Genomic DNA, 11,838 nt, shown 5'->3' with positions numbered 1-11,838 from the left:
CCCCAGCCGGCCGCCCGCCGCGGCACCCGCTTCCACGCCTGGGTCGAGGCCCGTTTCGAAGAGCTGACGCTGCCCATGCTGGAGCCGGAGGAGCTGCCCGGCAGCGAAGCGGAGATCTCTGACGAACGGGACCTGGAGTCCCTCAAGGAGGCCTTCGAGCAGACCGAGTACGCACACCGCACGCCCTACCGGGTGGAGGCCCCCTTCCAGCTCGCGCTCGCCGGCCGCGTCGTACGCGGCCGCATCGACGCCGTCTACAAGGTGGGCGACGGTGACGGCGCCACCTACGAGATCGTCGACTGGAAGACCAACCGCGCACGCACCGCGGACCCCCTCCAGCTGGCCGTCTACCGCATCGCGTGGGCCGAGCAGCAGGGCGTCCCCCCGGAGTCCGTCACGGCCGCGTTCCTCTACGTACGCAGCGGCGAGATCGTCCGCCCCGACGGCCTGCCGGACCGGGCGGCACTGGAGCGGCTGCTCAGCGAGGAGCCGCCCGGTGAGGAACCGCACTCCGAGGACGTCGGTGCGGGCCGATAGGCTCGTGACCATGAGCCAGACCCCGGACAGCGTCGTCCGTACGTACATCCAGCAGCACCGCGCCGCTTTCCTCGACGACCTCACCGAGTGGCTGCGCATCCCGTCGGTGTCCGCCCAGCCGGACCACGCGCCCGACGTACGACGCAGCGCCGACTGGCTCGCCGCCAAGCTGAAGGAGACCGGCTTCCCGACGGCCGAGGTCTGGCAGACCCCGGGTGCGCCCGCCGTGTTCGCCGAGTGGCCCTGTGACGACCCGCAGGCGCCCACGGTGCTGGTCTACGGCCACCACGACGTGCAGCCCGCCGCCCGGGAGGACGGCTGGGACAGCGAACCCTTCGACCCGGTCGTGCGCGGGAACCGCCTCTACGCGCGCGGGGCGGCCGACGACAAGGGCCAGGTCTTCTTCCACACCCTCGGCGTCCGCGCCCACCTCGCCGCCACCGGCCGCACCACCCCGGCCGTGCACCTGAAGCTGCTGGTCGAGGGCGAGGAGGAGTCCGGCTCCCCGCACTTCCGGGCCCTGGTCGAGCAGCACGCCGAGCGCCTCACCGCCGACGCCGTGATCGTCTCCGACACCGGCATGTGGTCCGAGGACACCCCCACGGTCTGTACCGGCATGCGCGGCCTGGCCGAGTGCGAGATACGCCTGCACGGCCCGGACCAGGACATCCACTCCGGGTCCTTCGGCGGCGCGGTGCCCAATCCGGCGACGGCCGCCGCCCGCCTGGTCGCCGCCCTGCACGACGAGCACGCACGCGTGGCGATCCCCGGCTTCTACGACGGTGTGGTCGAACTCACCGACCGCGAGCGCGAGCTCCTCGCCGAACTGCCCTTCGACGAGCAGCAGTGGCTGCGCACGGCCAAGTCGTACGCCGCCCAGGGGGAGGCCGGCTACACCACCCTGGAGCGGATCTGGGCCCGCCCCACCGCGGAGGTCAACGGCATCGGCGGCGGCTACCAGGGCCCCGGCAGCAAGACGATCATCCCCTCCTCCGCCCTGGTGAAGCTCTCCTTCCGCCTGGTGGCGGGCCAGGACCCGGGCCATGTGGAGAAGGCCGTCCGCGCCTGGGCCGAGCAGCAGGTGCCGCCGGGGATCCGCTGCGACATCACGTTCAGCGGGGCCACGCGCCCGTGCCTGACGCCGCTGGACCACCCGGCTCTGCGGTCGATCACCCGCGCCATGGGCCGGGCCTTCGAGAAGCCGGTCCGCTTCACGCGCGAGGGCGGCTCCGGACCGGCAGCGGACCTCCAGGACGTCCTCGGCGCCCCGGTGCTGTTCCTGGGCATCTCCGTCCCCTCGGACGGCTGGCACGCCCCCAACGAGAAAGTAGAACTCGACCTCCTCCTCAAGGGCGTCGAGACCACCGCGTACCTGTGGGGTGACCTCGCCGAGAACTGGCGCCATGCACCCTGAGCCCACCGTTCCGTCCGGGCGGGGCCCACGCGCGGGGCACACTGGAGGCGCCGCCGCACCGCCCGAGCCACCCGGACCCGGTCGCCTCCCGCCGTACGTCCCACTGAACCGCACGCCGAACCCGACCGTTCCACCGGGGAGTTGGAAGCACCCGTGACCACCTGGACCGACCCCAACGCCGACCGCCCCATCTCGCTCACCGCCCCGAGCGGCATCGACCGGGCTGCTCACCACCGGCTCGACGAGGCCTGGCTCGCGGCGGCGTGGAGCCACCCGACGACGCGCTGCTTCGTCGTCTCCGGCGGACAGGTCCTCATCGACGAGACGGCGGACGGGCGCACCGAACTCGTCATGACCCCGTCCTTCGAGGCCCCTCTCACCGAGGCACACCGCTACTTCCTCGGCAACGACGAGGACGGCGTCAGCTACTTCGCCCTCCAGAAGGACTCCCTGCCCGGGCGCATGGACCAGTCCGCGCGCCCGGCGGGCCTGCGCGAGGCGGGCGCGCTGCTGTCGGCCCGCGACGTGGGCCTGATGGTGCACGCGGTCGGCCTGGAGAACTGGCAGCGCACGCACCGTTTCTGCTCGCGCTGCGGTGAGCGCACCGTCATCGCCGCCGCCGGACACATCCGTCGCTGCCCGGCCTGCGGCGCGGAGCACTACCCGCGTACGGACCCGGCCGTGATCATGGCCGTGACCGACGAGGACGACCGCATCCTGCTCGGCCGCCAGGTCCACTGGCCCGAAGGCCGCTTCTCGACGCTGGCCGGCTTCGTCGAGCCCGGTGAGTCCATCGAGCAGTCGGTGCGCCGTGAGGTCCTCGAGGAGGTCGGCATCAGCGTCGGCCAGGTCGAGTACGTCGCCAGTCAGCCCTGGCCCTTCCCGTCCAGCCTCATGCTGGGCTTCATGGCCCGCGCCACCTCGACCGAGATCGAGGTCGACGGTGACGAGATCCACGAGGCCCGCTGGTTCTCCCGCGAGGACCTGCGCGCCGCCTTCGAGTCCGGCGAGGTGCTCCCGCCCTACGGCATCTCGATCGCGGCCCGCCTGATCGAGCTCTGGTACGGCAAGCCGCTCCCGACGCGGAGCGCCGCCTGACGCCACCACGTGCTCGCGGGGAGGACCGACCACGAGAAGGCGGCCCCTGAGTTGCCTCAGGAGCCGCCTTCCCCGCACGAGCACGCGGCGCCTAGGCGCCGATCCTCTGCTTCACCTGCGCCAGCGACGGGTTGGTGAGCGTCGAGCCGTCCGGGAACAGCACGGTGGGCACCGTCTGGTTTCCGCCATTCGCCTTCTCCACGAACGCCGCGGACGCCGGGTCCTGCTCGATGTTGATCTCGGTGTACGCGATGCCCTCGCGGTCCATCTGGCTCTTCAGCCGACGGCAGTAGCCGCACCACGTGGTGCTGTACATCGTCACAGTGCCCAGCATGTCTCTCGTGCTCCTCAGGTGGCTCGGGGCGGGTGGTCGCAGTGGTGGAACGTATGTGAAAGGTCCACCATTCCCGGTCCCCGGCACCGACCGGACGTGACGCCTGCCGCATTAATACGACTATCAGTGCCCGCCTGTGGACAACCGGCGCGGCCGTCTCGCGCGACCTGGCAGCATGGCCGTGTGACAGCAGCAACGCACTCCACCCTGTTCCCGCAGGTACCGGACTCCGCCGACGCGGTGCTCGAAGGGCTCGACCCCGAGCAGCGCGAGGTGGCGACGGCCCTGCACGGTCCGGTGTGCGTCCTGGCGGGCGCGGGCACGGGCAAGACCCGGGCGATCACCCACCGCATCGCCTACGGGGTGCGCGCCGGCGTCCTGCACCCCTCCAGCGTCCTCGCCGTCACCTTCACCAACCGCGCGGCCGGGGAGATGCGCGGCCGGCTGCGCCAGCTCGGCGCCGCGGGCGTCCAGGCCCGCACGTTCCACTCGGCCGCCCTGCGTCAGCTCCAGTACTTCTGGCCGAAAGCGATCGGCGGCGCCATGCCCCGGCTCGTCGACCGCAAGATCCAGCTCGTCGCCGACGCGGCCGCCGCCTGCCGCATCCGTCTCGACCGGGGCGAGCTGCGGGACGTCACCGCCGAGATCGAATGGTCCAAGGTCACCCAGACCGTCCCCGCCGACTACGCGCCCGCCGCAGCCAAGGCCGGCCGCGAGTCGCCCCGCGACCCGGCCGAGATCGCCCAGATCTACGCCGCCTACGAGGACGTCAAGCGCGAGCGGTCCGTCATCGACTTCGAGGACGTGCTGCTGCTGACCGTGGCCGTCCTGCAGGACCGGCACGACATCGCCGAGCAGATCCGCGCCCAGTACCAGCACTTCGTGGTCGACGAGTACCAGGACGTCAGCCCCCTCCAGCAGCGCCTGCTGGAGCTGTGGCTGGGCGAGCGCGACAGCCTGTGCGTGGTCGGGGACGCCAGCCAGACGATCTACTCCTTCACGGGGGCGACCCCGGACCATCTGCTCGACTTCCGCATCCGCCACCCCGGTGCCACGGTCGTCAAGCTGGTCCGCGACTACCGCTCCACCCCCCAGGTCGTCCATCTCGCCAACGGCCTGCTCGCCCAGGCCCGTGGCCGGGCCGCCGACCACCGCCTGGAGCTCGTCTCCCAGCGCCCCGCGGGGCCCGAGCCCGTCTACGCCGAGTACACCGACGAGCCCGCCGAGGCGGAAGGCGCGGCCCGCCGGATCCGAGAGCTCATCGATTCGGGGGTCCCGGCCTCCGAGATCGCGATCCTCTTCCGTACGAACGCGCAGTCCGAGACCTACGAGCAGGCTCTGGCCGACGCGGCGGTTCCCTACCAGCTGCGCGGCGCCGAGCGGTTCTTCGACCGCCCGGAGGTGCGCAAGGCGGGCATCGCCCTGCGCGGCGCCGCCCGCTTCGGCGGCAACGACTCGCTCCTCGACGACGTCGTCGACCTCCCTTCCCAAGTGCGTGCCGTGCTGTCGGGAGAGGGCTGGACGACGCAGCCACCGGCCGGCTCCGGCGCCGTGCGAGAGCGCTGGGAGTCCCTCGCCGCCCTGGTGAACCTCGCCCAGGACTTCGCCGCCGCCAAACCGGACGCCACCCTGGCCGACCTCGTCGCCGAACTCGACGAACGGGCGAACGCCCAGCACGCCCCCACCGTCCAGGGCGTCACCCTCGCCTCCCTGCACTCGGCCAAGGGCCTGGAGTGGGACGTCGTCTTCCTGGTCGGTGTGGCCGAGGGCATGATGCCGATCACCTACGCCAAGACCGACGAACAGATCGAGGAGGAACGCCGCCTCCTCTATGTCGGCGTGACCCGCGCGCGCGAACACCTCCACGTCTCCTGGGCGCTCTCCCGCTCGCCCGGGGGCCGACCCAACCGCCGCCCCAGCCGCTTTCTCGACGGACTGCGCCCCGGCTCGACAGCCACCACGGGCCGCACCTCCGCCGGCGGAGCGGGCGGAATCGAGCGCGGAATCCCCGGAACCAGGGAGTCCGCCCCGAGACGGACTCAGCGAGTTCCCGCCCGCTGCCGAGTCTGCGGCCGCACGCTGACCGACCCGGGCGAGATGAAGCTGATGCGCTGCGACGACTGCCCCTCCGACATGAACGAGGGCCTGTACGAGCGGCTGCGTGAATGGCGTGCCGACCAGGCACGCAGTAGCGGCCAGCCCGCCTTCTGCGTGTTCACGGACCGCACCCTGATGGCGATCGCCGAGTTGGCCCCCGACGACGAGCGCGAGCTCGCCCGCATCCCGGGCGTCGGGATGCGCAAGCTCACCCGCTACGGCGCCGACGTACTGGCCATCTGCGCAGGCCAGTCAATCGCCGAGAGCACAGATCAGGACTGACACGAACTCGTCGAAAAAATAGTTTGCGCATGCCCCAGCAATCCCCATAGGTTCTTAGGCACGAGAGCAGCGGCCTTCTCGGAGGCCCTGATTCCGTGTTGTACTTGCATATCCGCAGGACTGGTTCGTCCAGTCCCCCGAGACGCCGAGAGGAGGCGAGTCCAGTGATCAGCATCAACACCAGCTCCGTCAGCATCGTGAAAATGACCGATCGCTCGGCCGTCTCCGCATGCATGCTCGGCGTTTCGAACCTGGGCACCGGTCTGTCCGGCATTCGTGCCGTCCGTCCGGCGTCCTCCTCCGCTGCTCCCGCGGGCCTTCCCGTCCGCGAGCGCAATGAGCGACCGACCAAGGCACTGGAAGCGGCAGTAGCGGCACAGGCGCAGGCCTATGCCTTTACGGCAACCGGTGCCGGATTCCGGAAGCAGACGACGCAGCACCACCAGATGTGGGCCTTCCGTGGGCCAGAACCCTGGAGTGATCCAGCCTGATCGCAGATCAGGCCGGCGCCTTCAGGGCCGCGGAACCCCATCCGGGATCCGCGGCCCTTCTGTTTGTCCCTGAACAGGGATGACGGACCGAAGGAGCCTCGGGACAAGAAAAGAGCCCGGTACCACCACCCCCCGGCCAACCGGCCGGAACGAACAGACGAGGAAGACGAACCGTGCAACTCGAAGCGCACGCCCCGTCCGTACCGCCTTCCGACACGATCCCCAAGCCCGGCTCCACGGAGGACCCCACCTTGACCCCGCTCACTGCGCTCACCGCGCTCGACGACGCCATCGAGAACCTCGGCGTACCGGTCCCGTGCCGTTCCTACGACCCGGAGGTCTTCTTCGCCGAGTCGCCCGCGGACGTCGAGTACGCCAAGTCCCTCTGCCGTACCTGCCCGCTGGTCGAGGCCTGCCTCGCCGGCGCCAAGGAGCGGCGTGAGCCCTGGGGCGTCTGGGGTGGAGAGCTGTTCGTCCAGGGTGTCGTCGTCGCCCGGAAGCGGCCGCGTGGTCGCCCGCGCAAGAACCCGGTCACGGCATGAACACCGCAGGAACGATCGACCGTCCCCTCACGCACGACCCCCAGAAGCAGGCCCCGATGAAGCCGTCCACTTACGAGCCCGCAGGTTCCGCGAACCAAGACTTCACCATCACCGGCGCGAAGGACTCGCGTCAGAACAGGACCCGAGAGATGCAACTCATCCCAGAAGCCATGGCTCGCGCGCATATGCGCGAGCGACTGCAGGAGGCGGAGCGGGATCGACAGGCCCTGCGCCTGCTGGCCGCCCGCCGGATGCAGCGCAGGGCGGAGCGCGCTTCACTGCGTGCCCGCCGGGCGCTCGCCATGGCGGTCATGCAGTAACCCGCCGCCGCACCTGACGTGGGGGCCTCCCGGCCCATGAGGCCGGGCTGCCGCCGCCGACCCCTTACCGCGGGGGCCGGTCCGTTCCGAACGGGCCGGCCCCCGCGGTGCGTTGCACGGACCAGGAGCGTGTTGCCCGACGCGGAGTTATCGTCGCCGGATGACCAGTCCTTCAGGAGGCACCGGCGACGGCTCCGCCGCGCAGCCGCAGCGCTTCGTCTGTGCCCGCTGCGGCACATCGGCCGACGCCCTGACCGACGGTCCGCCGCTCACCTGGACCTACTCCGTGGAGGACGGCACCCGCCGCCACTACTGCGAGAGGTGCTCCCGGGAGAACCTCAGGTCCATCGAGGGGCGCCTGGACTCGGACTGGTGGTGACACCCACGGCCCGCACTCACGCCTCCGCCACCGCTTCCTCACCGTCCGCCGGGTCCTCCGGGACGAACCCCGGCAGCCACTCCTCCAGCTCCTCGCGCAACCGCACTGTGGCCCCGAGCTGGCACAGCACGCCGATCGTGCTCAGCGTCACCCGGTGGATCAGCAGATAGGACGGGGGCAGGTTGAGCTGCTTGCCGAGCTGGTAGGCGGGGGAGCGGATGTCGGCGACACGGGCGGCCTGGCTGCGCATCCAGCCCCGGGTGAAGGTGAACTCCTCGACCTGGGCCGGCTCGATGATCGGCAGCAGGTAGTCCATGACGGCGTCCGGGTCCAGCTCTATCGTCTCCTTGACGAACCCTTCGACGCGCAGCAGCTCGTAGACCGCCTCGGCTTCCCCGTCGAGGGTCATCCGCAGGGACTCGCCGATGGTGGCCGGCAGTCCGCCGGGAAGCCGGTCGACCGTGCCGAAGTCGAGGACGCCGAGGCGCCAGTCGTCCTCGCCCTCCGGGCCGCCGGGCAGGAGCCGGAAGTTGCCCGGGTGGGGGTCGGCGTGCAGCAGGCCCGTGCGGGCGGGGCCGGAGAACAGGAAGCGGGCCAAGAGCTGACCGGCCCGATCGCGCTGCTCCTCGGTCCCGTCCGAGATGATCTCCGACAGCGGGATGCCGTCCATCCACTCGGTGACCAGGACCTGGTCGGACTGGTGGACCACCTGCGGCACGACCACGTCCGGGTCGTCCGCGAACTCCTCCGCGTGGGCCTGCTGGGCCTGGGCCTCCAGACCGTAGTCCAGCTCCTCCGAGACGCGGTCCTTCAGTTCCGTGATCAGCGGCTTGATGTCCATGCCGGGGATCAGCGGGCCGAGCAGCCGTGAGAAGCGGCTCAGCTGGTTCAGATCCGACAGCAGCGCTTCACCGGCGCCCGGGTACTGCACCTTGACCGCGACCTCGCGGCCGTCGTGCCACACCCCCCGGTGGACCTGGCCGATCGAGGCCGCCGCTGCGGGCTTGTCCTCGAATTCCAGGAACAGCTCGTGCCAGCCCTCGCCGAGCCGCTCTTCCAGCACCGCGTGCACAGTGCGGGTCGGCATGGGCGGCGCGGCCTCCTGGAGCTTGGTCAGTGCGGCCCGGTAGGGGCCGGCCACCTCCTCGGGCAGCGCGGACTCGAAGACGGACAGGGCCTGGCCGAACTTCATCGCCCCGCCCTTGAGCTCGCCGAGCACCTTGAACAGCTGTTCAGCCGTGCGCTGTTGAAGTTCGCGGCCGACGAGTTCGGCGGATTCGCCGACGATCCGCTTGCCGAATCCCCAGGTCGCCCGCCCGGCGATGCCGAGCGGAAGCGCGGCGAGCTTGGCGGTCCGGGTAACCGCCTTCCGGGGAAGATCAGACATGCGCCCTCCAAGTCCCAGCCGGCCGCTCCGCCTCTGCCTCACGGCACTGCTCCGACGGCCGTTGCACCGCCATTGTCTCGTGCGACTCCCCGTCCTCCGAGAGGTGCTCCCCTTTTCCTCTCTCCACCGCCGCGCACGGGCATGCCGGATGCGCCCGGATCGACCGCGTATGCCAGCGGAGACCGTGGACGGAGACCTCCCAGCGTGACCCGGCGCTGGAGGGGAGACCGCCGTCCAGGAAGGCGAGCGCGTGGGCGGCCGCCAGCCCGGCCACGGTCGTGGCCAGCGTCAGATCGCAGGGCCGGACCTGCCGCTGCCGGCCGGAGCGCCACTGGGCGACCAGGCGCGGCCAGGCCGGGTCCCGGTCGGTTCGGCCCTCCTGCAGACACCCCGCGCAGCTCGTCTCCCCGGGCAGCACGAGAGGGCCGACCACGCCGGTGCCCTCCACGACACCGGCGTACAGATGGGGTGTCCCGGATGCCATCAGCGGCTCGGCGGTTGCCGGGTCGGGCGCGTGCACCGCGACATCGTCCCGCGGGGCGATGATCACCAGCGAGAATCCCGGATCCCCCGCGTCCGGGTTCTCCTCCCGCCGTGATGCCTGGGCCGTCGCGCGGCGCCGCGGCCGGTCCGGGGCCGCCCGGCGCACGGCACGCCGGGCCGACTCGTCCCTCCGGTCGCCGACGGACTCCGCGGGAAGCCCGCCCGGCGCGACGTCCCACGGCTCCACACGGCCGCCGTCGAGCACGTCCACGTCGCCCACGCCGGCCCCGGCCAGGAGCGAGGCCAGCACCGCACCCACCCGGCCCGCGCCGCGTACCTGCACGCGCTGGGAGCGCCGGGCGGCCAGCTGCCCGATCGCGTCCCCGGGGGCCGAGGTCGTCAGGGACAGGGAGGCCAGGTCCGGGCGCAGCCGGTCGAGGACCTCCTTCTTCTTCCGCAGGGCGTCGGCGGCCGGCCCGCCGCCCCGGGCGTCGTCCAGCAGCCCGGCCCCGGCGAGCCCTCGCACCAGCTTGTCGACATGACCGTCGGGCAGGTCCACGCGGCGTCCCTCCTCGCGCAGGAGCTCCAGTCCCCGCGTGCCGTTCAACAGGTCGAGGAAGCTGCCCGTCGCCAGGTCCATCGGACCGAGAGTCATCGCATGCGCCGGTGTCATGCCGAACTGCACGGTATTGAGGTCGCGCCAGCCGCGCCTGAGCGCGGGTTTCACCATCGGATGCATGACAGGCCCCCGTTTGCCGTAGATCGTCCTCGTATGCCGGCGGAGTGAGGTGCGGGCTCGGGCGGGTCACGCCCAGGCCGGTCGCAAGGAGGGTCCCCGCTCGGGCCCCACCCGGACACGGGCGCGCCCGGCGCAGGCAGGACCCGAGCGCGGCAGACGGCCCCTGGACCCGGACCGGCCCCGCCATCGCTTCGCCGACGGGATCCAGCATGCCCAACCCCGCCGCCGGCTGCCGAAAGTTGTCCACAGGTGCGGGTATTCGTCGTACAAATCCGGCGGCTGGTGGGGGGTGGCGGCGCCGAACCCTCCCGGAGTCGGGACTTCCCCGTGTGCAGCGGGTAACGTCGGGGCGTGCCCGCCGACCCACTGCACCGCGCCGGAACGCCACACCGCAGCAAGACGAGCCAGCCGCCGAGCGGCTCGGGGGCGAGCGCGATCGAGGTCCGCAGGAGCACCCGCCGACGCAGAACGGTCTCCGCGTACCGCGAGGGCGATCGCACCGTGGTGCTCATCCCCGCCCGCATGTCCGAGGCGGAGGAGCAGCGCTGGGTGAACGTCATGCTCGACAAGCTGGCCGCCCAGGAGAGCAAGCGGGCCCTTGGCGACGCCGAGCTGGCCGAGCGGGCCCGGCGCCTGTCGGACCAGTACTTCGGCGGACGGGCCCGGCCCGTGACGGTGCGCTGGGTGACCAACCAGAACACGCGCTGGGGATCCTGCACCCCCGCCGAGGGCAGCATCCGTCTCTCGCACCGCCTCCAGGGCATGCCCGAGTACGTCGTCGACTACGTCCTCCTCCACGAACTCGCCCATCTGCTCGTCCCCGGACACGGACCACGCTTCTGGGAACTCCTCAAGGCCTATCCGCGTACCGAGCGGGCCCGGGGATACCTCGAAGGCGTGGTCGCCGCCGAGCGGTTGCCCCATGTACCCGGCGCGCGGGGGGAGAGCCCCGCGGGGTGACCGGCCGCTTTCCGCGAGCGAACAGCCGATACGGCCGAGCGGCCGTTCTGTACCGGCTCTGTACCGACCTCGTCCGGTGTCCGAGTTTGCCGTTAGCCTGGCGCGACGCAATCACGTTCTGGATGGGGGACGGTCGTTACGCATGGCCAGGGAATTCCAACGCGGCCACAAGGCCAGGATCAGTGACCTCACCGCGGGCACCGATCTGTACGTAGGTGTACAGATCGCCGGCCCCGGACTGAGCTTCGACATCAGCTGCTTCGGCCTCGACGCCGATGAACGGCTCTCGGACGACCGGTACTTCGTCTTCTTCAACCAGCCGAAGTCCCCCGAGGAGTCCATTCAGCTCCTGGGCGCCCAGGCGGGCGACACGGAGTCCTTCCGCGTGACGCTCGACCGGATCCCGTCGCAGATCCAGAAGCTGTCCTTCACGGCGACGATCGACGGCGCCGGGCAGATGTCGCAGATCGCCTCCGGCTACATCCGCATCGTCGCGGGTGGCGAGGAGGTGGCGCGCTACTCCTTCAACGGCTCGGAGTTCTCCACCGAACGGGCCGTGATGCTGGGCGACTTCTACCTGAAGGACGTCTGGCGGTTCGCCGCGGTCGGGCAGGGCTTCGACGGCGGCCTGGACGCGCTGCTGAAGAACTTCGGCGGCGAGGTGGCCGAGGAGGAGACGCCCGCGCCCGCCCCGCAGCAGCCGCAGGCGGGCGCCGCACCGGGCTTCGCCCCGCCCGCGTTCGGCGTCCCCGGCACTCCGGAACCCGCTCCGGCC

General features: G+C 71.5%; 13 protein-coding genes. 10 read left to right on the top strand and 3 right to left on the bottom strand.

All coding sequences use genetic code 11. The features are described from left to right. The 3 genes from K4G64_RS35350 to nudC form a co-directional block, all read left to right on the top strand. Positions 1–537: PD-(D/E)XK nuclease family protein (locus K4G64_RS35350; protein WP_221759984.1), on the top strand; the 537-nt coding region annotated here is incomplete at its 5' end. A gap of 10 nt (positions 538–547) precedes the next feature. Then, the gene (locus tag K4G64_RS35345; RefSeq protein WP_221759983.1) at positions 548–1,951 is read left to right on the top strand and encodes a dipeptidase; all 1,404 of its coding nucleotides are present in this window, start codon (positions 548–550) and stop codon (positions 1,949–1,951) included. A gap of 153 nt (positions 1,952–2,104) precedes the next feature. After that, positions 2,105–3,049, top strand: a complete 945-nt coding sequence (nudC, locus tag K4G64_RS35340; protein WP_308122575.1) for an NAD(+) diphosphatase — start codon at positions 2,105–2,107, stop codon at positions 3,047–3,049. 91 nt (positions 3,050–3,140) lie between these two features. On the opposite strand, the gene K4G64_RS35335 is transcribed toward nudC, so the two are convergent. Next, positions 3,141–3,383: a mycoredoxin gene (locus K4G64_RS35335; protein ID WP_221759981.1), complete on the bottom strand. Its 243-nt coding sequence runs from the start codon at positions 3,381–3,383 to the stop codon at positions 3,141–3,143. A 183-nt stretch (positions 3,384–3,566) separates the two neighbouring features. On the opposite strand from K4G64_RS35335, the gene K4G64_RS35330 reads away from it, so the two are divergent. The 5 genes from K4G64_RS35330 to K4G64_RS35310 all read left to right on the top strand — a co-directional run bounded on the left by K4G64_RS35330 (position 3,567) and on the right by K4G64_RS35310 (position 7,494). After that, a complete protein-coding gene (locus K4G64_RS35330; RefSeq protein WP_221759980.1) occupies positions 3,567–5,762 on the top strand; it encodes an ATP-dependent DNA helicase UvrD2 in 2,196 nt (731 codons plus the stop codon). 164 nt (positions 5,763–5,926) lie between these two features. Then, positions 5,927–6,253, top strand: a complete 327-nt coding sequence (locus K4G64_RS35325) for a hypothetical protein (RefSeq protein ID WP_078885271.1) — start codon at positions 5,927–5,929, stop codon at positions 6,251–6,253. Between the two features lie 173 nt (positions 6,254–6,426). Next, positions 6,427–6,795, top strand: coding sequence for a WhiB family transcriptional regulator (locus tag K4G64_RS35320; protein WP_004983671.1), 369 nt, complete (start codon positions 6,427–6,429; stop codon positions 6,793–6,795). After that, the gene (locus K4G64_RS35315; protein WP_221759979.1) at positions 6,792–7,115 is read left to right on the top strand and encodes a hypothetical protein; all 324 of its coding nucleotides are present in this window, start codon (positions 6,792–6,794) and stop codon (positions 7,113–7,115) included. Before K4G64_RS35320 ends, K4G64_RS35315 begins: the two co-directional genes overlap by 4 nt. A gap of 160 nt (positions 7,116–7,275) precedes the next feature. Next, positions 7,276–7,494: a hypothetical protein gene (locus tag K4G64_RS35310; RefSeq protein WP_221759978.1), complete on the top strand. Its 219-nt coding sequence runs from the start codon at positions 7,276–7,278 to the stop codon at positions 7,492–7,494. Between the two features lie 16 nt (positions 7,495–7,510). Here the strand turns inward: K4G64_RS35310 and K4G64_RS35305 are convergent, their stop codons facing one another. Together K4G64_RS35305 and K4G64_RS35300 are read right to left on the bottom strand one after the other, a co-directional pair. Continuing rightward, the gene (locus K4G64_RS35305) at positions 7,511–8,881 is read right to left on the bottom strand and encodes an AarF/ABC1/UbiB kinase family protein (protein ID WP_221759977.1); all 1,371 of its coding nucleotides are present in this window, start codon (positions 8,879–8,881) and stop codon (positions 7,511–7,513) included. After that, the gene (locus K4G64_RS35300) at positions 8,874–10,103 is read right to left on the bottom strand and encodes a ThiF family adenylyltransferase (protein ID WP_221759976.1); all 1,230 of its coding nucleotides are present in this window, start codon (positions 10,101–10,103) and stop codon (positions 8,874–8,876) included. Before K4G64_RS35300 ends, K4G64_RS35305 begins: the two co-directional genes overlap by 8 nt. Positions 10,104–10,454: 351 nt before the next feature. On the opposite strand from K4G64_RS35300, the gene K4G64_RS35295 reads away from it, so the two are divergent. After that, positions 10,455–11,063, top strand: coding sequence for a M48 family metallopeptidase (locus tag K4G64_RS35295; RefSeq protein WP_221759975.1), 609 nt, complete (start codon positions 10,455–10,457; stop codon positions 11,061–11,063). A 142-nt stretch (positions 11,064–11,205) separates the two neighbouring features. Beyond that, a partial coding sequence (locus tag K4G64_RS35290; RefSeq protein WP_221759974.1) for a TerD family protein occupies positions 11,206–11,838 on the top strand: 633 nt, incomplete at its 3' end.

It is taken from the genome of Streptomyces sp. WAC04114 (assembly GCF_019733245.1).
Classification (GTDB): Bacteria; Actinomycetota; Actinomycetes; order Streptomycetales; family Streptomycetaceae; genus Streptomyces; species Streptomyces massasporeus_A.
The sequence above is the reverse complement of the archived record's forward strand: the minus strand, read 5'-3'. Positions and strand labels throughout refer to the sequence as shown.